The following is a 20,881-nucleotide window of genomic DNA, read 5'->3' on the forward strand; positions in this document are numbered from 1 at the left end:
TAGTGGCGGAGTGATGGCCGTAGTGGCGGAGACGGAGGCCGTCAGTTCCGCGTCGGCCGCCGAGGGTCCGCGGGTACCTGCGGACCCTCGGCGGTCGAGGCTTCGCCACGGCTCGGTATCGTGACGTCGCGTGGGCGACAGCGCGGTGTGGACTCTGGCGATCGCGGCGGTGACCGGCGGCACGGCGGTGCTCGCCAGCTGGGTCACCGGCCGCGGCAGCACCCAGGCCGCCAGGATCCAGGCCGAGATCGCCGCCCGTTCCCAGCGGGCCGAAAGGCTGCGGGAGAGCCGGCGCACGGCCTACCTGGATCTCATCGAACAGACCCATCACATGGGCGAGTTGTTCTGGGAGATCTCCGCCGCCCTCCGCCTGCCCGGCTCCCCGGCCCGTACCACCGCCCTCGGTGAACTACGGGAGCGCGAACTCGCCGAGTACGCCAAGATCCGGCGCTGCGCGCGCGTCGTCGAACTGGAGGGCCCACCCTCGGCGGCCGCCGCGGCGCTCGCCCTCCAGCAGGCAACCCGTCCCTTCTACGCGGCCATGACGGCAGACCTGTCCCACGACGCCAACGGCCGTCACGACTCCGCTGACTCCGAAGACTTCGACGCCGCCTTCCGCCCGTTCTGGGCGGCGCTGGAGGACTTCGTGGATGCGGCGCGCACCGCCCATCAGCAGGAGTGACGAGCGGAACCCGCCGGGACCATCGGGACGAAGGTGACCGCCGGCTCGGCTCATCCACCCCCTACCCCCTACCCCCTACCCCCTACCCCCTACTCGCCCTCCCGCTCTTCTCTCCGCGGCCACCGGGCAATGTCAGACCCCCCTGCCACGATGACGGCATGAGCACTCCCGAACGCATCATGCCGCCCCTGGACGCCGATGAGCGGGCCTCCTTGGAGAGCTGGCTGGACTTCTACCGCACCACCCTCGCCCGCAAATGCGACGGTCTGGAGGAGCATCAGCTCCGCGCGGCGTCGGTGGCCCCCTCACCGCTCACGCTGCTCGGCCTCGTCCAGCACATGGCCGAGGTCGAACGGAACTGGTTCTGCCGCGTCCTGGCCCAGGAGGACGCCCCGCCGATCTTCCCGTCCGACGCCGACACCGAGGGCGCCGAGGGCGCCGACGGGGCCGACGGGGCCGACGGGGCCGACGGGGCCGACGGCGGATTCGACCTCGTCGAAGGAGCCACCTACGCACAGGCGCTCCCTCTCTGGCAGTCCGAGATCGACCGCGCCCGGGCGCGCTGCGCCACCCACTCCCTCGACGACACCAGCCCCTTCATGGGCGGGCAGGTCACCCTGCGCTGGATCTACACCCACATGATCGCCGAATACGCCCGCCACTGCGGCCACGCCGACTTCCTCCGCGAACGCCTCGACGGCCGTACGGGCATCTAACTGCGTGCTCCGGGGCCGTCACTGAAGGGACCGGGCTCCTGGAGCCCTACGGTTCACCGACGTCATACGGCCCCAGCGCCAGGAGGGCGACATCGTCATGGAAGACCCGGGTGTGGCGTGGCAGGTCGGTGTTGAGGAAGTCGATGACGTCGACGGGGCCGGGGGCGGGACGACCGGCGAAGCGGTACCGGAGGCGGTCGAGGAGCGGGTAGAAGGACCCGTTCTGGTCGCGGGCCTCGATCAGGCCGTCGGTGCACAGGAGCAGGACGTCGCCGTGGGTGAAGGGGTGAGTGTAGGCAACGGGGTTCTCGTCGTCCAGGGTGCCCAGGCCGAGCGGGAGGGCAGGCGGTCCGGTGAGGGCGGTCACCTCGCCGCGGGAGATCAGCACCGGCTCGATGTGCCCGTGGTTGACGATGGTCACCTGCTGGGCGACGGCGTCGTACTCGACCAGGACAGCGGTGACGAACAGTTCGTCGTCGGGGAGCTCTTCGGCCTCACGGGTCAGGCACCGCTCCATCCGCGCGGCGACCGCCTGCAGATCCAGCTGGTCGTAGGCGGCCTCACGGAAGCTGCCGAGGAGGTCGGCGACCGTACGGACGGCCTGGAGCCCCTTGCCACGGACGTCGCCGATGAGAGCGCGCTCCCCGGCCGGGGTGGCGCGGATGTCGAAGAGGTCGCCGCCGACCATGCTGCCGACCTCGCCGGACCGGTAGAGACCGGCCGCCAGCACCTGTCCGACCTGGTGCGGCACCGGCCGCAGCAGGGTGCGCATCAGTGCCTCGGCCACCGAATGAGCGCGGACCAGCTGCTGCTCCTGGCGCCGGCGGTGGGCAGCGAGCGCCACACCGACGATGCCGACCAGGCCGGTGGCGATGTAGGCGGCGACGTGGTGGTTCTCCCACAGCTGGTGGACGTTGTGTCCCGTGCAGCACGGGGTACCGGCGAGCACGCCCTCCAGCACCATCGCGAAGACGGTGACCGTCGCGACCGCGACGGGACCGAGTGTGTACGCGGCGGTGACCGGCAGCGCGATGAGCAGGAAACTCACCGCCCAGGGCGTGGGGGTCACGGTTTCCAGCAGCAGGACCCACACGACGTAGGCCAGCGGCAGCCAGCGCATCCACGCGGGCGGCCGGGGCACCTCGAAGCCACTGTTGTCGACAATCGCCGTGAGCTGTCCGCCCGCACGACCCCGGTCCGGCCGGCGGTCACGACCGATCCGCTCGAAGATCCACTGACCCGACCTGTCCACACGGGCTCCCGACACGACCGTGATCAAGAGCCACAGCCTGTCGCGGCCGAACGACCCCCGGCGGTCATTACGCTGGCTGACGGCGTGTCCTCTCCCGTCCGTGAGCCCGGGCAACCTCGCAGCGGGCGGCGAACGCCGACGGAGGAGCCCGCCCCGCGCGACCGGAGGACGGCCGGCCCCAGCCGGCCCTCACCCCGCCGGGCTCGGCCGCGCCCACCGCTACGGCCTCCCAGGGCGCCGGGTATTCCAACCCGCCAGAGCCAGCCCGCGCCATGAGCCGTACATAACTCCGCCATCCCTCAGCGGAGTTCGACGAGTCAGCTCTGGGTGGCGCCGATGCCGCGTTCGTCGCCCAAGGCGCCCACGGCACCCATGGCACCCCACGGTGCCCTTGATGTCGCCCGCGCCCCGGGGACCTGCCGGCCGGCTGTCCGTCGGGTCCGCGCAAGGCCCCGCCCGCCTTCGCGGGCGCCCGGGCCCGGGACGGGGTCAGACACGGTCGGCGACGTTGCGCACGAGCTCGAACCCCCTCCGCCGTCTGTAGTGACCCCAACAGGCGTTGCAGGTCAGACCGGGAGTCGAATCCATCGAGCACCGCCGGCCGGGTCGAACTGACCGTTCACCAGGGAGATTTGCACGGCGACCTGCCCCTTGCCCCCTGCGCAGGGAGCGGAAGCCGATACCGGATGCACGCGCCGGGTATACGCCCGCACACACCCACACCAGCGCTACACCGGCACCGGCGACCCGCGCTACTGCACCGCCGTCTTCGGCACTCTCGAACCGGACGCCGCCACCGGACAGCTCACCATCCATCTCGCGTCAGGGGGCCACCCGCCGGTTCTCGTCCTGCGCGCCGACGGCATGGCCGACTACCTGCCCACCCCCGGCGGCCTCCTCGTCGGCGTCCTGCCCGGCGCGCGTTTCACCACCGCCACCACCGTCCTCGCCCCCGGCGACACCCTCCTGCTCTACACCGACGGCCTCACCGAAGCGCGCACCGGCACGGACCGCGCCGGCTTGTACGGGGACGACGCGCTGCTCGCCTTCGCCACCGGCCATGCCGGCAAACCCGCGCCTGCCGTCGTCCAGGCCCTGACCGGCCTGCTGGACAGTCTCGGAGACGGCCTCGACGACGACACCGCACTGCTCGCGCTGGGCGCCCCGGCCCCTGACCCCCGAACGGGAAACAGACGATGAGCCCGCTGAAGATCACTACTCGAGACGCCGCAACCGGTCCCGTTGTGGAGATATTCGGCGACCTCGACCACGCCAGCGCCGCCGCGCTACGGGCACTGATCCCCACGATCGCCCTCCAGCCGGGCCAACGCCTCGTCCTGGACCTGAGCGGCATGGAATTCTGCGACTCCAGCGGCATCACCGCCCTGCTCGCAGCCCGCAACCGCACCCAAGCCGCCCAGGCGGACATCGCACTCGCAGCCGTCCCCGCCAACACCCTGCGCGTACTGCGGCTCGTGGGGCTCGACCAGATCTTCCCCCTCCACCCCGACGCTGAGACCGCCACCCTCTGACCCACGCCGTGGGTGAGCGGCCCGGACGCCGAGAAGTGGGAGCGCCGTGGCCGTGCCGGTCCGGTGGCGGGCAGCCGGGCGGAGTGGTCCCGTCGGCTCAGGCGAAATCGGTAGCGGGCTCGGTGGCGTAGCGGCTCATCGTCCGGAGGGTGGCCTGGGGTGTCAGCGGCCTGCCGTCGGCGGTCATGCGCTGGAGGTCTCGGAAGTACTGCACATACAGGTCGGGGGTGAGCATGCTGAGCATGACGGCAGGTCGGTCGGTCAGGTTGGCGAAGGTGTGCGGGGCGCCGGGCGGAACCATCACGAACGTGCCCGCGGTCGCGTCGTGGCCCTTGTCCCCGACGGTGAACCGCACCGTGCCGGAGAGGATGTAGAAACCCTCGTCGTGCTCGGCGTGACGGTGCTGCGGCGGTCCGGGGGTGTGCGGGGCGAGGACGGACTCGGTGACCCCCAGGCGGTGCCCGGTGTGGCTGCCGTCCTCAAGGACGCGCATGCGCGTGGTGCCCATGACGATCGTCTCGCCGTCGTCGGGGCCGACCACCGATACGGCGGGGCCGGCCTGCGGTTCACTGGTCTTCGCTTCCTCGGTCATGCTCCGAGTGCACCGCCAGGGCCCCGCGCCTGTCCAAGACCCGTTCCATCACGCCGATACCTCGCGGATATCGTGGCAGCGTGGAGCTACGTACCCTGCGCTATTTCGTGGCGGTCGCCGAGGAACTCCACTTCGGCCGGGCCGCCGCCCGGCTGCACATGAGCCAGCCGCCGCTGAGCCGGGCCATCAAGCAGCTGGAGACAGAGCTCGGCGCCCTGCTGTTCGCCCGCTCCCCTGCCGGCGTCACGCTCACCCCGGTGGGGGCAGTGCTGCTCGACGAAGCGCGGGCCCTGCTCGACCAGGCGGACCGCGTCCGCCTCCGCGTGACCGCGGCGGCCGGCGCCGCGACCCTCACCATCGGCATCCTGGGTGACGGCACCGACCCCGGCATCACCAGGCTGGCGGCCGCCTTCCGCCGAAGCCACCCCGGCGTCGACATCCGCATCCGCGACGCCGACCTGACCGACCCGACCTGCGGGCTGCGCGCCGGACTGGTCGACGTCGCCCTGACCCGTGCGCCGTTCGACGACACCGCCCTGACGGTGCGTCAACTACGCGCGGATCCGGTCGGCGCGGTACTGCGCGCCGACGATCCACTGGCCCGTCGCGACCACCTGACACTGGCCGACCTGGCCGACCGCCGCTGGTTCCAGTTCCCGCAGGGAACCGACCCGGCCTGGCAGTCCTACTGGAACGGCGGCACCCCGCGCGAGGGCCCGGTGGTACGCGTCGTCCAGGAATGCCTGCACGCCGTGCTCTGGAACGCCACGGTCGGCTTGGCCCCACTCGGACACGACCTCCCCGAGAACCTGACCGCGGTCCCACTGCTCGACATGGCGCCGAGCCGAGTGGTGGCGGTGTGGAACAGCGGCGACACCCACCCGCTGATCCGCTCATTCATCGAGCTCGCGAGGGCCGCATACCGCCACTGAGCATTTACGGCCCCGGCCGGGCACGGCACGGCACGGCACGGCACGGCACGGCACGGCACCAGGAAACGGTGCCAGCGCGTTGTCGCGGACGGCTGCGACCGTGGGCGGCATGACGCTCACCGATGAGGACTGCCTCGCCGAGACCCTGGCATTCAACAAGCACGTCGAGACCACTGCCGCGAGCCGCCCGGCGCGCGAAGTGACGCCGGACGCGGCCCTGCTGGCCACCCTTCGACGCAACCGGCTCGGTGGCGACACACCACCGGAAAGACTGCCGCACGACCAAGACCGCGTCTTTGAGGGCCGGGTGAAGGTACGGGCACGGCCGGCCGTGCTCAGCGTGGAGTACCGCCTCGCACCGCAACACCCGCTCCCCGCCGGGCCCAACGACTGTGAAACGGCCGCCCGGTGGCTGGTGAAGCACGCCGCGGGCCGAGGTCGGCACCCAACGGCTGCTGACCGGGGGCGAATCGGCCGGTGCCCACCTCAGCGCCGTGACGCTGCTGCGCCTTCGCGACCGGCACGGCATCACCGGCGCGTCCCGGGCGGCCCACCTACTCTTTCGCCCCTACGACTCGTCAAAGACGGTAAGCCAGCGATCGTTTGCCTCCCAGCGCCAGTCGCAGCAATCGGCAACGCCGGAGTCGGGCCGAACATCGCCAGGATTCCAGATAGCCAGCCCTTGAGAGATACGCCTCGCACCCAGCAGGACCTGCACAAGCAGCCAGGTGACACCCACCAGAACGAGCGTCATATGGGCGTCACGACGGAGAAGCAATGACACCGCTGCGGATTGCTATAAGTCCGTTCACCTGCCCCCGCGCCAGCCCGGAAACCCTCGGTGCTCTCACTGCCAGGCTTCCTGCCCAGCCCGAACTGCCCGAGCACCCGGGCTACCCGCGTCATCCCCGTATGCGACGAGTTACGCGCCCCCCATCGGGCCCAGGACGTCTGCGCAGCTCACGACCACGACCCTGAAGTTTCCCCGTGATCCTGGACACTCTTCTTCTACGCTGCCAGTGTTTGGGCGTTACGGAACCGCTGACGCGTCTCGTGGGGTGTGAGGTACCCGAACACAGCGTGTTTGCGCAGGCGGCGCCGGTTGTAGAAGGTCTCAATGAACGTGAACACGTCGGCGCGGGCGGTCGCCCGGTCGGGCCAGATCCGGGTGCCGATCTCTTCCTTGAGCACGGCCCAGAAGCTCTCCGCCGCGGCGTTGTCGAAGCAGGAGCCAGTCCTGCCGGTGCTCTCACGAAGCCCCAACGCTTAGATTCAACCGGTCAAGGCAACACTCTCGGCCGGGGTGCGGAATCCCAGGCACTTGCGGGGGCGGTTGTTGAGTTTTGCCGCGATGGCATCAAGGTCGCCCTGGCTGAACGTCGAGAGGTTCGTCCCTTTGGGCAGGTACTGCCGGAGCAGCTTGTTGGTGTTCTCGTTGGTGCCCCGCTGCCAGGGGCTGCGTGGGGCTGCGAAGAACACGTCGACGCCGGTGTCGGTGCTGAGACGCTTATGGGCTGCCAGTTCCATGCCGCGGTCCCAGGTCAGCGTGCCTCGTAGTCGGGAGTCCATGCGCGTGTATGTCTCGGCTAGAGCTGGAACGACAACGTTGGTGTGGCGGCTGGCGAGTTTCACGACCGTGAGGAACCGCGTCTTTCGGTCGACCAGGGTGGCGACCTGGCTGTTGTTCGAGCCGATCACCAGATCGCCTTCCAGATGTCCGGGCTCGCTGCGGTCCTCCGCGGCCTGGGGGCGCTCCTCGATCGGCCGGGCATCGGTGATCTGCGAGCGCCATTGTCCCTTCACCGTGTGTCGCTTGTTCTTCCGGATCGGGCGGCCGGTGCGAAGGCGTTTGCAGACCTCGCGGGGGATCACTTTCCACCGGGTGGTGTAGACCGACCGGTAGATCGTCTCGTGGCTGATCTCCATCGCCGGGTCATTGCCGTGATAGCGACGAAGGTGGCCGACTATCTGCTCGGGTGACCACTCCTCGCAGAGCAGGGTCAGCACCTTCTGCCTGAGCGCCGGTCTGGTGGCGAGCAGGCACCGTTTCGGGCGCCTGGCGCGGTCAAGTGCCCGTTCCTGCGCAGCGATTGCCCGGTAGACGTCGCGTCCGCCGTTGTTGCCGACTTCACGGCTGATCGTCGACACCGCACGCCCCAGCAGGCTGGCGATCGCCCGGTAGGAATGGCCGGCACAAAGCCCGCGCGAGATCTCTTCCCGCTCGCCCAAGGTCAGGCTTCCAGCGCGCGCCTTGCGAGGCGCGGGAGCGATTCCTCCGTGATGCTTGAGGACGGTGAACACCGAGCCGGGCGGTTTGCCGATCTGTCTCGAGATGACGCTGATCGACTCCCCGGACCTCCACCGCCGCCACAGGTCGGCCTTCGTCTCGTCCGACATCCCCGGCCGACCCAATCTCGCCACGTATACCGTCCTCAACCAGCACTGTTGCTCTGACCGGTTGAATCTAAGGCCGCTTTTTTCAGGATCTCGATCGTCTTCTGCTGTTCGGCGCTCTGCCTGCGCAGCCGCTTCAGCTCCTCGCGCTCAGCGCTGGTCAGCTCGCCCGACGTGCCCCCGCCGCGGTCGATCCGGTCACGCTTGACCCAGCCACGCAGACTCTCCGGACTCACCCCCAGATCCCGCGCGACCTCCGTGATCGTCTTGTCGGAGGAGCGGGCCAACGCGATCGCGTCCCGCTTGAACTCCTCCGAATACCGCTTGGAGTACTGACTACCCACCTGGCACTACTTCCTCTGGAACCTCATGTCCCAGTCTCCAGGTGTCCAGTCACAAGGGGAAGCTTCACTTTGCCGCCTTCTCCAGCACCACAACGCACTCCACATGGTGCGTCACCGGAAACAGATCGAACGCCCGCATCCTCCGCGGCACGTACCCCACCTCGGCGAAGTACTTGAGGTCGCGGGAGAGGGCGGCCGGGTCGCAGGCTACGTAGGCGAGGCGGCGGGGGGTGAGGGAGGCGAGGTGGGTGACGGTTTGTTTGCCGGCGCCGGCGCGGGGCGGGTCGAGGACGACGAGGTCGACGTCGGTGATGCCGGTGCGGGGGAGGATCGCCTCGACCTTGCCGTGTTCGATGCGTACGCGGTCGAGGTCGGCGAGGTTGTGGCGGGCGTCCTCGACGGCGCGCTTGCCGGATTCGATGCCGAGGACCGCGCCCTTGTCGCCGACGCGTTCGGCGAGGGCGCCGGCGAAGAGGCCGACGCCGCAGTACAGGTCGAGGGCCATGTCGCCCTTCTTGGGCATCAGGCCCTGCATGACGGCCTCGACGAGGAGATCGGCGGCCTTCGGGTGGACCTGCCAGAAGCCGCCGTTGCCGACGCGCCAGGTGCGGTCGGCGGCGCGTTCGCGGACGAAGGGGCGGCCGTGGACGCGGTGGACGCCGCCGTCCTTCTCGTGGACGCGGAGAACGGAGACGGGCTTGTCGAGTTCGACGATCGGGAGGCGGCCGCCGGGGCGGGGGGTGAGGACGACCTGGCGGTCGTGGGAGCCGGTGGCGGCGATCGCCTCGACGGTGGCGATCTGCGGCCACTCGCGCTGCTCGATGCCGAGTTCGGAGACACCGGGGGCGGCGATCATGCAGTGGTCGATCGGCTCGATGTCGTGGGAGCGGTGCTTGCGCAGGCCCGCACGGCCCTCGGCGTCGACGGCGTACTGGACGCGGGTGCGCCAGGCCGGCACCTCGCCCTTGGCGACCTTGTCACCGGGGGCGGGTTCGACGGTGCCGTCCCAGCCGGCGTCCTCGGGGGTGAGCCCGGCCAGGCGCTGGAGCTGTTCGGTGATCACCGCGGCCTTCAGGCGGCGCTGCGCGCCGGGTGCGGCGTGCTGCCAGTCGCAGCCGCCGCAGCGGCCGGGGCCGGAGAAGGGGCAGGGGGCCTCGACCCGGTCCTTGGAGGCCTCGAGGACCGTGACGGCGTCGGCGCGCAGGAAGCGGGCGCCTTCCTCGCCGTCGGTGACGCGGGCGATGACGCGCTCGCCGGGGAGGGCGTGCCGGACGAAGAGGACCTGCCCCTCGTCGGTGCGGGCGATGCAGTGGCCGCCGTGTGCGACCGGGCCGACCTCGACCTCGTGCTCCTCGCCGACCAGCGACTTCTTCGGTTCTGCCTGCATGGCGGGAGGGCTCCTGAGATGGGGTGGTGCCGGGGCGGTACGGCGGGACGCCGACCGTCAAGTCTACGGCCCGGCGTGCGGTGCCCCGGCCCCCGTGTCCCGTCCGTCCCGACCGTTCCGACGGCCGTGCCGCCCGGACCTGGTCGTGACGCAGGTCCGGGCGGTGGCGGCTACTTCTTGGTGGCCGACTTTTCCCTCTTCGGCTGGCTGACCGGTCCGCGGCGGACGGCACCGGGCGCGTTCCACTCCGCGCGCTTGCGGGCGCGCAGCTTGGCGGCCTCGGAGGAGTCCAGCTGCCAGGGCACGGACGTCACCATGACGCCGGGGGTGAACAGGAGGCGGCCCTTGAGGCGCAGCGCGGACTGGTTGTGGAGGAGGTGCTCGTACCAGTGGCCGACGACGTACTCGGGGATGTAGACGGAGACGGCGTCGCGCGGGCTCTCCCGGCGCAGCGACTTGACGTAGTCGATGATCGGCCGGGTGATCTCGCGGTACGGGGAGGCCAGGACCTTCAGCGGCACCTCGATGCCGCGCCGCTCCCACTCCTCGCGCAGGGCCTTGGTGTCGGCCTGGTCCACGTCCACGCTGACCGCTTCGAGGCTGTCGGAGCGCATCAGCTTGGCGTAGTTCAGGGCGCGCAGGGTGGGCTTGTGCACCTTGGAGACCAGGACGAGGGAGTGCACCCGGGAGGGGCGGACCACGTCGTCGTCGGGGGTCTCCTCGGCGGCGATCTCGTCGGCGACCCGGTCGTAGTGGCGGCGGATCGCGGACATCGTCACAAAGAAGATGACCATGCCGAGCAGTGCGACCCAGGCGCCGTGGGTGAACTTCGTCAGGAGGACGACGACCAGGACCAGGCCCGTGAAGAAGGCACCGAAGGCGTTGATGGCGCGCGAGCGGTGCATCCGGCGGCGCTTGGCCGGGTCGGTCTCGGAGCGCAGATGGCGGTTCCAGTGACGGACCATGCCGGTCTGGCTGAGCGTGAAGGAGACGAAGACGCCGACGATGTAGAGCTGGATGAGCCGGGTGGAGTCCGCGCCGTAGAGGTAGACGAGGATCGCGGCAGCGCCGGCCAGCAGGACGATGCCGTTGGAGAACGCCAGGCGGTCGCCGCGGGTGTGCAGCTGGCGCGGCAGATAGCGGTCCTGGGCGAGGATCGAGCCGAGCAGCGGGAAGCCGTTGTAGGCGGTGTTGGCGGCGAGGAACAGCACCAGGGCGGTGGCGGCGGCCAGGACGACGAAGAGGAAGCTGCCCTTGCCGAAGACCGCCTCGGCCACCTGCGAGATGACCGGGTTCTGGGTGTAGCCGGAGCCGACCGGCTTGCCGTTTTCGAGCAGGTCCTTGGCGGGGGACTCCGCCATCCTGACGTGGGTGGCCATGGCCAGGCCGATGATGCCGCAGAACATGGTGACGGCCAACCCGCCCATGAGGGCCAGGGTGGTCGCGGCGTTCTTGGACTTCGGCTTGCGGAAGGCCGGGACGCCGTTGGAGATCGCCTCGACACCGGTGAGCGCGGCACAGCCGGAGGAGAAGGCGCGCAGCAGGAGGAAGACCAGCGCGAAGCCGGCCAGCCCGCCCTGTTCGGCGTGGATGGTGAAGCCCGCGGTGGGGGCATTCATCGTGTCGCCCATGACGACGCCGCGGATCACGCCCCAGACGATCATGATGAAGACGCCGGCCACGAAGACGTACGTCGGGATCGCGAAGAGCTTGCCCGATTCCCTGACGCCGCGCAGGTTCATCAGCGTCAGCAGCACGATGATGGCGATCGCGCACAGGGTCTTGTGCTGGACGACGAAGGGGATCGCGGAGCCCAGGTTCTCCACCCCGGAGGCGATGGAGACCGCGACGGTCAGCACATAGTCGACGAGCAGGGCGCTGGCGACCGTGAGACCCGCCTTGGGGCCGAGGTTGGTGGTGGCGACCTCGTAGTCACCACCGCCGCTCGGGTAGGCGTGCACGTTCTGCCGGTACGACGCCACGACCGTGAACATCAGCACCACGACCGCGACCGCGATCCAGGGGCTGAAGTGGTACGCAGAGACTCCCGCGACGGACAGGACGAGGAGCACCTCGCCGGGCGCATAGGCCACCGAGGAGAGCGGGTCGGAGGCGAAGACGGGGAGTGCGATGCGCTTGGGAAGCAGGGTCTCCCCGAGCTTGTCGCTGCGCAGTGCGCGCCCGATCAAGATCCGTTTGGGCACGTCGGTCAGTTTGGACACGCAGAGGATGCTAAGCCTTCGTCAAGGCCCGCGCCCACCCGCTCCCCACACCTGTGACCGCCCCGGGGAGCGCGGTGGGTCCCGCGGGGCACATCCGGCCTGCTGACGGGTGCTCCACAGGGCGGTGCCGGCACAGGATCCGCACGTCGCACGCCCGGGCCGAGCCCGGCGGCCCGGGCTGTGGCGTTCGTCACGCACCTTCGGCGCCCGTCACGGGAACGAGTGGGGCCGTCACGGAGTGATCACGCCGGTGACGGGGTGCGACGCGGGGATCACGGTGCGGCCCCGCGCGCGAGGGCCGCGGCGGCGGGGGAACGGGCGGGACCGGTGGTGCCCGCTCCCGCTCCCCGGTTCAGCCCTGCCGGATCCCGGCCCCGGCTCCCGTGGCCCGTGGCCGCCGGACGTGGAGATCGCCCAGCCCCTGCCGGGTGGCCGCCAGCAGCACCCGGTCCTGCGGCCGGAGGACGTAGTCGTCGCCGAGTTCGTGCACCAGGCGGGCCGGTTCGCGCTCGGTGTCCGGCGGTGGCGCGGCGGCCGCGGCCTGCGCCTGCGCGTCGTCGGGCGCGGAGGTGTCGACGGCCAGTACCCGCAGCCGCCCCGGCCGCAGCACTTCGGCGACGGTACGGCCCTCCAGGGCGGCATTGCCGCGCACCCCGACCCGGGCGACCAGCAGCACCCGGCGCTCGACGGGGATGGCCCCCAGGATCTGGCGCCCCATCATCGCGCCGGCGAAGGCGGGCGCGGCCAGGAAGGAGGTGCTGCGGCTGCGGGTGAGCGCCCGTGGATGCGCGGCGCGCAGGGTGCGGTAGACGGCGGTGGCGAAGCGGTCGTCGAACAGCCGCAGGGTGACCCGCAGCCCCGGGGTGACACTGCGGGCGTAGAGGGCGGCCTCCAGGTTCGTGGTGTCCGCGCTGCTGAGGGCGAGCAGGGAGGCCGCCCGGTCGATCATCGCGGCCTCCAGGACGCCTTCCTGGGTGACGTCCCCCAGGACGGTGGGCACCCGCAGCCGGCGGGCCAGGGCGATGCCCCGCGCCTCCGGATCCGCCTCGATGCACACCACGGGGATGCCCATCTCGTGCAGCCGCGCCAGGACGCGGGTGCCGACCTTGCCGAGGCCGAGCAGCACCACGTGCCCCGACAGACCGCGCGGCGGGCGGCGCAGCGCCGAGGCACTGCGGAAGGTGCCCAGCCCCTCGAACGCCGCCGCGACCAGCACCGGCAGCAGCAACAGTCCGGTCAGCCCGGACAGCAGTTGCAGGATCTTGCGGGGCAGCGGCTGGCCGAGCGCCGGGTCGTTGATCGCGAAGAGGTCCAGCAGCGTGAGATAGGCGCCGTGCACCGGGTCCAGACCGGTGGTGAGCCAGGAGGCGACGGCCAGCGCCAGCACCGCGCCGACGACGCCGGCCAGGGACCAGCGCAGCCGCCGGGAGAAGAGCGAGGCGAGGGGGGCGCCCCGGCCGCGCAGCCGTGCGGGGCGCACCGGCCGCCCCGTATAGGAGACGGTCTCCAGGACGACGGTGCCGCAGCCGGCGGCGCCCGCGACCGCGGCATCGTCCGGGAGCAGCAACGGCCGCTCGTCGCCGCTGTGGCCCGAACCCGGCTCCTGGCCGGGGTCGTTGCCGGCGGGCAGCAGCGCCAGGGTGCACAGGCCGGGGTCGCCCGGCCGGCCGGGCGGCACCGGCATCCGCTCCACCGCCCGCAGCAGCAGCCCGTCCGCCTCGATGACCTTGCTGGTCCCGGCGACCGCGGTGGCCACCAGCGCGGGGGCCACGGTGTCCGCGTCGGACAGCACAGTCGTGGAGGCGTCGGCGGCGTCGGCGCCCCCCGCGTCCCCGCCGCCGTCGCTGTCCAGGGCGGCGACCGCCGCGGCCTGGTCGAGCAACTCCTCCAGATGCTGGCCGAGTTTGCGGTTGTAGAGCCGGATGACCAGCCGCAGGCGGGGGTTGAGCCGGCGGGCGCGCAGCGCGGCGTGGATGTTGAGCTCATCGTCGTCGTAGACCAGTGCCAGCGCGCCCGCCCCGGCGATGCCCGCCTCGGTCAGCGCCACGTCGTCCGGCTGCGCCGCCTCCAGGATCCGTACGGTCTCCTCCGGGGGCTCCGTGCCGTCCCCGAGCGCCTCGGACGGCACCGGCGGGGTACGGGCGACCGCCGCCGACACCCGGCCCAGGAGCGCGGTCGCCCGGTCGAGCGCGCGGGCCGGCGGCGGGATGCGGGGGCGGTGCGGCTCCCGGGCGGAGGGGGCGACCAGCGTCACCCGTTCGCCGTAGACGTCCCGGAGCTCGGCGGCGAGCCGGTGCGCGAGCGCGTCGTCGCCGCAGACGACCATGTGCGAGGCATAGGAGCCCTGTTGGGGCTGGAGAGGCAGGTTGGGCACACAGGTCAGCGTGCCCTACGGGACCGGCGCGGCGCAGCCCGGTGCGGGAGACGGTCGCCCCGCCGGGCGGGTCCCCATCCGAATGCCGCCCACCGCGCCCCCTACCAGGGCGGGCATTGCGGCTACGGTTGTACCGGACCACGGTGCGGGCGGCGTTCCCGTCAACCCCGCCGGGTCCGTGTCGCGAGCCGTGGCCTCGTGTCGCCGGTACTGGGAGAAGAAAGTAGTGAGCAGGGTGTTTGTGCAGGTCATCGCGCTAGTACAGGGCACGGGGTAATCAGCATGCACATCGTCATCATGGGGTGCGGGCGCGTGGGCTCCGCGCTCGCACAGACCCTGGAGAGCCAGGGGCACACCATCGCGGTGGTCGACCAGGACCCGACCGCGTTCCGTCGCCTGGGCTCGTCCTTCGGCGGCCGCCGGGTGACCGGCGTCGGCTTCGACCAGGACACCCTGCGCGAGGCCGGCATCGAGGAGGCGGGCGCCTTCGCGGCCGTCTCCAGCGGTGACAACTCCAACATCATCGCCGCCCGGGTGGCCCGCGAGATGTTCGGTGTCGAGAACGTCGCGGCCCGTATCTACGACCCGCGCCGCGCCGAGGTCTACCAGCGCCTGGGCATCCCCACCGTCGCCACCGTCCGCTGGACGGCCGACCAGATGCTGCGCCGGCTGCTGCCCTCGGGTGCCGAGCCGCTGTGGCGGGACCCGAGCGGCGGCGTCCAGCTCGCCGAGGTGCACACCGACCCCTCCTGGGTCGGGCACAAGATCAGCACGCTGCAGGAGGAGACCGGCGTCCGCGTCGCCTTCCTCACCCGGCTGGGCGAGGCGATGCTGCCGACCTCGCAGACGGTGCTGCAGGAAGGCGACCTGGTGCACGTGATGATGCGCACCGACGAGGTCGAGAAGGTCGAGGCGGCATTCGCCACGGGTCCCGAGGGGGCGCAGTCATGAGGGTCGCGATTGCGGGCGCGGGCGCGGTGGGCCGTTCCATCGCCGGCGAACTCCTGGAGAACGGTCACGAGATCCTGCTCATCGACAAGGCGCCGACCGCCATCTCGGTCGAGCGGGTGCCGCTGGCCGAGTGGCTGCTGGCCGACGCCTGCGAGATCACCTCGCTCGACGAGGCGGCGCTGCAGCGCTGCAACGTCGTCATCGCGGCGACCGGCGACGACAAGGTCAACCTCGTCGTCTCGCTGCTCGCCAAGACCGAGTACGGCGTGCCGCGGGTGGTCGCGCGGGTCAACAACCCCAAGAACGAGTGGCTGTTCAACGAGTCCTGGGGCGTCGATGTCGCGGTCTCCACGCCGCGTCTGATGTCGGCCCTGGTCGAGGAGGCGGTCAGCGTCGGCGACCTGGTGCGGCTGCTGCGCTTCAGCCACGGCGACGCCAACCTCGTCGAGCTGACGCTGCCGCCGGAGGCCGCGCTGGCCGGCACCCGGGTCGGCGACGTGGAGTGGCCCCAGGACACCTCCCTGGTCACGATCATCCGCGGCACGCGGGTGCTGACGCCCAACAAGGAGGACGCGCTGGAGGCCGGTGACGAGCTGCTGTTCGTCGCGGCGCAGTCGCGCGAGGAGCAGCTGGAGGACCTGCTGTCGGTGCGGCACGAGGAGTCGTAGCACCGGCCGCTTCGGCCCGCCGAACGCCGTGGCCCGGGAACCATATGGTTCCCGGGCCACGGCGTTCGGTGCGTCGGTGGTGTCAGCGGCGGTGCCGCGGCCCCTGCGGGCGCTCCGGGGCGGCCGGTGCCGCGATGCCCCCGTACGGCGCGCCGGTCGCCCGGTCCGCGGCCGCGTGCTCACCGCGGCGGCGCTCGGCGGCCTCCTCCTCGGCCTTCTCCTTCGCCTCCATCTCGGCGAAGACGTCGATCGGCGCCGGGGCCTTCGCCAGGAAGATCCAGGTGAGATAGACGGCGAGCAGGAACGGCGGGATCTTCAGCGCGATCAGCACCCAGCCGAGCTGGGTGGTGTCGGCCCACCAGTACAGCGGGAAGAGGATCGCGCACTTGGCGAGCAGGATCAGCCCCCAGGCCCAACTGGCCTTGGCGTACGCCTTCTTGCGGCCGGGGTTGCGGGTGCGCCAGGAGAGGTTCTCCTTGAACACCGGGCCCAGCATCAGCCCGATCAGCGGGACGCCGGCGAGCGTGGTGCCGAGGTAAGCGACGGCCAGCCCGAGGGTGTAGAGCATGCCCGGCAGGTAGAAGTCCTTGGCGTTGCCGGTCATCATCGCGAAGACCACGCCGAAGGCCACCCCGAAGACACCGCTGAACGCGTGCTTGACGGTGTCCTTGCGGACCAGGCGCACCGCCGCCAGCACCAGCGAGACGGCCAGCGCGGCGATCGCCGAGACGTGCAGATCCTTGTTGATCGTGAAGATCGTGACGAACAGCAGGCCGGGGACCACGGTCTCCACCATGCCGCGCACGCCGCCGAACGCCTCGAACAGCGCGGCTTCGGTCAGCTGCCTGCCGTCAGGGGCGCCCTCGGCGTCCTGGCCGGGCGGGGCGGACGAGGGGCCTGCGGAGGGATCGGGGTGGGCATGCGCGTCAGTGGTCGGTCGGTCGTAAGACGTCACCGGCTACTCCTGTCCGAGCGGTCGGAGTTCGTACTTCGGATTGAAGAGCACCCGGCGTCCGTGGCTCAGCGAGACCCGGCCCGAGGCGATGAGCTTGCGGCCCGGCTCGATCCCGACGATGGAGCGGCGTCCCAGCCACACCACGTCGAGCGCCGCGGAGCCGTCGAACAGCTCCGCCTCGAGCGCGGGCACCCCGGCGCGCGGCCGCAGCGTGACATGCCGCAGGGTGCCGGTGACCTTGACTATCTGGCGGTCGTCGCAGTCGCAGATACGGGTGCACCCCGCGTTCTGCGCATCCTGTTGCAGCTCGGCGGACTGCAGCTCCTCCTCGGAGGAGGACAGCCGGTCGAGCATCCGGCGGAAACGACCGGCCGGCTTCTCGGATCGGGTCCCAGCACTCATGGCCCCCAGCGTACCGGTGGCCGGGGCAACGGATCACGGCCCGCACAGGGACTTCGTACCCGCCTGACAAAGCCGCGCCCGGCCGCCGCGGGGCAGGCCGCTGCGGGGCAGGCCGCCACGGGCACTACTGCTCGAAGCGGTATCCCATGCCCGGCTCGGTGATGAAGTGCTTCGGGTGCGAGGGGTCGCTCTCCAGCTTGCGGCGGAGCTGGGCCATGTACACCCGCAGATAGTTGGTCTCGGTGCCGTACGAGGGGCCCCAGACCTCCTGGAGCAGCTGCTTCTGGCTGACCAGCCGTCCCGCGTTGCGGACCAGGACCTCCAGCAGATGCCACTCGGTGGGGGTCAGCCGGATGTCCCGGCCGCCGCGGTTGACCTTCTTCGCGGCGAGGTCGACGGTGAACCCCTCGGTCTCGACGATCACCTCGTCGTCGGCCGGCCCGGTCGGCTCGGCCCGGCGCACCGCCGCCCGCAGCCGGGCCAGCAGCTCGTCCATGCCGAACGGCTTGGTGACGTAGTCGTCCGCGCCGGCGTCCAGCGCCTCCACCTTCTCGTCGGAGGTCTGCCGCGCGGAGAGCACCAGGATCGGCACCCGCGTCCAGCCCCGCAGCCCCTTGATCACCTCGACGCCGTCCATATCGGGCAGGCCGAGGTCGAGGACGATCACATCGGGGTGACGGGCGGCCGCGAGTTTCAGCGCGGTGGCTCCGTCGGGGGCGGCGTCGACCTCGTACTTGCGCGCCTTCAGGTTGATCACGAGGGCGCGGACGATCTGCGGCTCGTCATCGACCACAAGCACCCGGTTCACTGGCGTTCTCCTCGTGGTGTCGTCCCCCGGCGGGCCGGGCCCGCGCGAGGTGGGGTGGGGGTGATCCCGGCGGCCCGGGTCATGTCGTGGCCCGCGCCGGGAGACCGGGCCTGGCGGGTGGCCCGCCGGGGGCGGCCCGGAGGGTGAGCACCATGGTCATCCCGCCGCCGGGGGTGTCCTCGGCGGCGAGTGTGCCGCCCATCGCCTCCGCGAAGCCGCGCGCCACGGCCAGTCCCAGCCCCACACCGGCGCCGCGCGGCGCGTCACCGTAGCGCTGGAAGGGCTCGAAGATCCGGTCCTTGGCACCGTCCGGCACCCCCGGACCGCGGTCGGCGATCCGCAGCTCCACCCGGTCGCCGAGCGCACTGGCCGAGACCAGCACCGCCCTCCCGTCCGGGCTGTATTTCACGGCGTTCTCGACGAGGTTGGCGACCGAGCGCTCCAGCAGCCCCGGGTCGACGGCGACGATCGGCAGCTCCTCGGGGATGTCGAGGGTGACGCTGCCCTCCGGGACGCCGCCCAGCGCCATCGGCACCACCTCGTCGAGGTCGATGTCGCGGATCAGCGGGGTGACGGTGCCGGTCTGCAGCCGGGACATGTCCAGGAGATTGCCGACGAGATGGTCCAGCCGGTCGGCGCCCGCCTCGATGCCGGCCAGCAGCTCCGCCTCGTCCTCCTGGGACCAGGCGACATCATCGGAGCGCAGGGAGGTGACGGAGGCCTTGATGCTCGCCAGCGGGGTACGCAGATCGTGGCTGACCGCGGCCAGCAGCGCCGTCCTGATGCGGTTGCCCTCGGCCAGCTCCCGGGCCTGCTCCGCCTCGCCCACCAGCCGCTGCCGGTCCAGTACGACGGCGGCCTGGGCGGCGAACGCGGCCAGCACCCGGCGGTCCTCCGCGGGCAGCACCCGGCCCCGCAGCGCCAGCGCCATGTGGTCGCCCACCGGCATGTCGACATCGGCGTCCTCGGGGCGCTGCAGCGGCTTGCCGTGGTCGGTGCCGGCCTGGCCCGCGCAGGTCCACGGCTCGACGTCGCCGGCCCGCTCCAGCAGCGCCACCGTGTCCATGCCGAAGGTCTCGCGCACCCGCTCCAGCAGCGCGTCCAGCGTCGTCTCACCGCGCAGCACGCTGCCCGCCAGGAAGGACAGGATCTCCGACTCGGCGCGCAGCCTGGCGGCCTGGTGGGTGCGCCGGGCGGCGAGGTCCACCACGGAGGCGACCGACACCGCGACCGCGAAGAAGATCACGATCGCGACGAGGTTCTCCGGGTCGCTGACCGTCAGGGTGTGCGTCGGCGGGGTGAAGTAGAAGTTCAGCAGCAGCGAACCGGCCGCTGCCGACGCCAGCGCCGGCAGCTGCCCGCCGAGCAGCGCGGCGACGACGGTCAGGAAGAGGAACAGCAGCACGTCGTTGGCCAGCCCGGGACCGTTGGCGATACTGGTCAGCAGCAGTGAGAGCAGTACGGGGCCGACGACGCCGACGAGCCAGCCGGCGATGATCCGGGCCCGCCCCAGCCGCGCCCCGCGCACCACCGGAAGCCCCCGGCCCTTGGCGGCCTCCTCGTGGGTGACGATGTGCACATCGAGATCGGGCCCGGAATCCCGGGCGACGCTCGCGCCCACCCCCGGCCCGAAGATGTACTGCCAGGCCTTGCGGCGACTGGACCCCAGCACGATCTGGGTGGCGTTGACCCCCCGCGCGAACTCCAGCAGGGCACCGGGGATGTCGTCGCCGATGACGTGGTGGAACGTTCCTCCCAGGTCCTCCACCAGCGTGCGCTGGACGGCGAGTTCCTTGGGCGAGGCCGAGGTCAGCCCGTCGCTGCGGGCGATGTAGACGGCGAGCACCTCACTGCCCGACCCCTTGGCCGCCATCCGGGCCGCGCGGCGGATCAGCGTCCGTCCCTCCGGCCCGCCGGTGAGTCCGACGACGATGCGCTCCCGCGCCTGCCAGGTGGAGCGGATCGAATGCTCCGCGCGGTACTCCTGCAGATACTCGTCCACCCGGTCGGCGACCCACAGCAGCGCCAGCTCGCGCAGCGCCGTGAGGTTGCCCGGGCGGAAGTAGTTGGACAGGGCGGCGTCCACCTTGTCGGACTGGTAGATGTTGCCGTGCGCCATCCGCCGGCGGATCGCCTGGGGCGACATATCGACAAGTTCGATCTGGTCGGCCCGGCGGACGATCTCGTCCGGTACGGTCTCGCGCTGCCGCACACCCGTTATGGACTCGACGACGTCCCCGAGCGACTCCAGATGCTGGATGTTCACCGTCGAGATCACATCGATCCCGGCCTCCAGCAGCTCCTCGACGTCCTGCCACCGCTTGCCGTTGCGCGACCCGGGAACGTTGGTGTGCGCCAGCTCGTCGACCAGCGCCACGGCCGGGCCGCGGGCCCGCACCCCGTCCACGTCCATTTCGGTGAAAACCGCGCCGCGGTACTCCAGCTCCCGGCGCCGGATCTGCTCCAGCCCGTGGAGCATGACCTCCGTGCGGGGCCTGCCGTGGTGCTCGACGAACGCCACCACAAGGTCCGTGCCCCGCTCCACGCGCCGGTGCGCCTCGGACAGCATCGCGTACGTCTTGCCGACGCCCGGTGCCGCGCCGAGATATATCCGTAGCTTGCCGCGTGCCATGGCCCCATTGTCTTACGTGAAGGCCGCCCCCACCGGGC

At 71.4% G+C, this 20,881-nt stretch carries 18 protein-coding genes and 2 pseudogenes; 8 read left to right on the forward strand and 12 right to left on the reverse strand.

The annotated features are described in order from the left end of the window. Positions 1–130 precede the first annotated feature (130 nt). On the forward strand, positions 131–682 hold the full coding sequence (locus OIU81_RS08715; RefSeq protein ID WP_329145557.1) for a hypothetical protein: 552 nt from the start codon (positions 131–133) through the stop codon (positions 680–682). 158 nt (positions 683–840) lie between these two features. Then, positions 841–1,398, forward strand: coding sequence for a DinB family protein (locus OIU81_RS08720; RefSeq protein ID WP_329145559.1), 558 nt, complete (start codon positions 841–843; stop codon positions 1,396–1,398). Between the two features lie 46 nt (positions 1,399–1,444). On the opposite strand, the gene OIU81_RS08725 is transcribed toward OIU81_RS08720, so the two are convergent. Then, positions 1,445–2,650 carry a PP2C family protein-serine/threonine phosphatase gene (locus tag OIU81_RS08725; protein ID WP_329145561.1) on the reverse strand — a complete coding sequence of 402 codons (1,206 nt, stop codon included), beginning with the start codon at positions 2,648–2,650 and terminating at the stop codon, positions 1,445–1,447. A gap of 720 nt (positions 2,651–3,370) precedes the next feature. Here OIU81_RS08725 and OIU81_RS08730 point away from each other — a divergent pair. Beyond that, positions 3,371–3,850, forward strand: a pseudogene (locus tag OIU81_RS08730) (PP2C family protein-serine/threonine phosphatase); the annotation flags it as partial. Next, entirely contained in the window at positions 3,847–4,182 is a 336-nt protein-coding gene (locus tag OIU81_RS08735; RefSeq protein WP_329145563.1) for an STAS domain-containing protein, read from the forward strand. The pseudogene OIU81_RS08730 and the gene OIU81_RS08735, both read left to right, overlap by 4 nt. Before the next feature lie 97 nt (positions 4,183–4,279). Here OIU81_RS08735 and OIU81_RS08740 read toward each other — a convergent pair whose 3' ends face one another. Then, entirely contained in the window at positions 4,280–4,774 is a 495-nt protein-coding gene (locus OIU81_RS08740) for a cupin domain-containing protein (RefSeq protein ID WP_329145565.1), read from the reverse strand. A gap of 80 nt (positions 4,775–4,854) precedes the next feature. Here OIU81_RS08740 and OIU81_RS08745 point away from each other — a divergent pair, with 80 nt between their 5' ends. Continuing rightward, positions 4,855–5,706, forward strand: a complete 852-nt coding sequence (locus tag OIU81_RS08745) for a LysR family transcriptional regulator (protein WP_329145568.1) — start codon at positions 4,855–4,857, stop codon at positions 5,704–5,706. A 109-nt stretch (positions 5,707–5,815) separates the two neighbouring features. Then, a pseudogene (locus OIU81_RS08750) lies at positions 5,816–6,392 on the forward strand (alpha/beta hydrolase fold domain-containing protein). 322 nt (positions 6,393–6,714) lie between these two features. On the opposite strand, the gene OIU81_RS08755 reads toward OIU81_RS08750, so the two are convergent. The 6 genes from OIU81_RS08755 to OIU81_RS08780 all read right to left on the reverse strand — a co-directional run bounded on the left by OIU81_RS08755 (position 6,715) and on the right by OIU81_RS08780 (position 14,379). Beyond that, the gene (locus OIU81_RS08755; protein WP_329145569.1) at positions 6,715–6,969 is read right to left on the reverse strand and encodes an integrase core domain-containing protein; all 255 of its coding nucleotides are present in this window, start codon (positions 6,967–6,969) and stop codon (positions 6,715–6,717) included. 9 nt (positions 6,970–6,978) lie between these two features. Continuing rightward, positions 6,979–8,103 carry an IS30 family transposase gene (locus tag OIU81_RS08760; RefSeq protein ID WP_329142502.1) on the reverse strand — a complete coding sequence of 375 codons (1,125 nt, stop codon included), beginning with the start codon at positions 8,101–8,103 and terminating at the stop codon, positions 6,979–6,981. A gap of 35 nt (positions 8,104–8,138) precedes the next feature. Continuing rightward, on the reverse strand, positions 8,139–8,444 hold the full coding sequence (locus OIU81_RS08765; RefSeq protein ID WP_329142501.1) for a transposase: 306 nt from the start codon (positions 8,442–8,444) through the stop codon (positions 8,139–8,141). Positions 8,445–8,508: 64 nt separating this feature from the next. Then, a complete protein-coding gene (locus OIU81_RS08770; protein ID WP_329145571.1) occupies positions 8,509–9,831 on the reverse strand; it encodes a class I SAM-dependent RNA methyltransferase in 1,323 nt (440 codons plus the stop codon). 170 nt (positions 9,832–10,001) lie between these two features. After that, positions 10,002–12,053, reverse strand: coding sequence for an APC family permease (locus OIU81_RS08775; RefSeq protein ID WP_329145572.1), 2,052 nt, complete (start codon positions 12,051–12,053; stop codon positions 10,002–10,004). 352 nt (positions 12,054–12,405) lie between these two features. Next, a complete protein-coding gene (locus OIU81_RS08780; protein WP_329154970.1) occupies positions 12,406–14,379 on the reverse strand; it encodes an NAD-binding protein in 1,974 nt (657 codons plus the stop codon). A gap of 330 nt (positions 14,380–14,709) precedes the next feature. On the opposite strand from OIU81_RS08780, the gene OIU81_RS08785 reads away from it, so the two are divergent. Together OIU81_RS08785 and OIU81_RS08790 are read left to right on the forward strand one after the other, a co-directional pair. Beyond that, entirely contained in the window at positions 14,710–15,378 is a 669-nt protein-coding gene (locus tag OIU81_RS08785; RefSeq protein ID WP_006602613.1) for a potassium channel family protein, read from the forward strand. Further along, complete coding sequence (locus OIU81_RS08790; protein ID WP_129251348.1) at positions 15,375–16,046, forward strand: potassium channel family protein; 672 nt, start codon at positions 15,375–15,377, stop codon at positions 16,044–16,046. Before OIU81_RS08785 ends, OIU81_RS08790 begins: the two co-directional genes overlap by 4 nt. Before the next feature lie 82 nt (positions 16,047–16,128). Here the strand turns inward: OIU81_RS08790 and OIU81_RS08795 are convergent, their stop codons facing one another. The 4 genes from OIU81_RS08795 to OIU81_RS08810 form a co-directional block, all read right to left on the reverse strand. Continuing rightward, positions 16,129–17,001, reverse strand: a complete 873-nt coding sequence (locus OIU81_RS08795) for a DUF3159 domain-containing protein (RefSeq protein WP_443073946.1) — start codon at positions 16,999–17,001, stop codon at positions 16,129–16,131. Between the two features lie 3 nt (positions 17,002–17,004). Further along, on the reverse strand, positions 17,005–17,403 hold the full coding sequence (locus OIU81_RS08800; protein WP_189096321.1) for an OB-fold nucleic acid binding domain-containing protein: 399 nt from the start codon (positions 17,401–17,403) through the stop codon (positions 17,005–17,007). A gap of 124 nt (positions 17,404–17,527) precedes the next feature. Then, positions 17,528–18,211 carry a response regulator gene (locus OIU81_RS08805; protein WP_006602617.1) on the reverse strand — a complete coding sequence of 228 codons (684 nt, stop codon included), beginning with the start codon at positions 18,209–18,211 and terminating at the stop codon, positions 17,528–17,530. 79 nt (positions 18,212–18,290) lie between these two features. Then, on the reverse strand, positions 18,291–20,843 hold the full coding sequence (locus OIU81_RS08810) for a sensor histidine kinase KdpD (RefSeq protein WP_329145577.1): 2,553 nt from the start codon (positions 20,841–20,843) through the stop codon (positions 18,291–18,293). Between the last annotated feature and the right edge of the window lie 38 nt (positions 20,844–20,881).

This window comes from Streptomyces sp. NBC_01454, assembly GCF_036227565.1.
In the GTDB taxonomy this organism is placed as follows: Bacteria; Actinomycetota; Actinomycetes; order Streptomycetales; family Streptomycetaceae; genus Streptomyces.

Coding starts and splice junctions, on each gene's coding strand:
- OIU81_RS08720 (WP_329145559.1), top strand. CDS start 841: ATGAGCACTCCCGAACGCATCATGCCGCCCCTGGACGCCGATGAGCGG.
- OIU81_RS08735 (WP_329145563.1), top strand. CDS start 3,847: ATGAGCCCGCTGAAGATCACTACTCGAGACGCCGCAACCGGTCCCGTT.
- OIU81_RS08740 (WP_329145565.1), bottom strand. CDS start 4,774: ATGACCGAGGAAGCGAAGACCAGTGAACCGCAGGCCGGCCCCGCCGTA.
- OIU81_RS08760 (WP_329142502.1), bottom strand. CDS start 8,103: ATGTCGGACGAGACGAAGGCCGACCTGTGGCGGCGGTGGAGGTCCGGG.
- OIU81_RS08770 (WP_329145571.1), bottom strand. CDS start 9,831: ATGCAGGCAGAACCGAAGAAGTCGCTGGTCGGCGAGGAGCACGAGGTC.
- OIU81_RS08780 (WP_329154970.1), bottom strand. CDS start 14,379: ATGGTCGTCTGCGGCGACGACGCGCTCGCGCACCGGCTCGCCGCCGAG.
- OIU81_RS08785 (WP_006602613.1), top strand. CDS start 14,710: ATGCACATCGTCATCATGGGGTGCGGGCGCGTGGGCTCCGCGCTCGCA.
- OIU81_RS08790 (WP_129251348.1), top strand. CDS start 15,375: ATGAGGGTCGCGATTGCGGGCGCGGGCGCGGTGGGCCGTTCCATCGCC.
- OIU81_RS08800 (WP_189096321.1), bottom strand. CDS start 17,403: ATGAGTGCTGGGACCCGATCCGAGAAGCCGGCCGGTCGTTTCCGCCGG.
- OIU81_RS08810 (WP_329145577.1), bottom strand. CDS start 20,843: ATGGCACGCGGCAAGCTACGGATATATCTCGGCGCGGCACCGGGCGTC.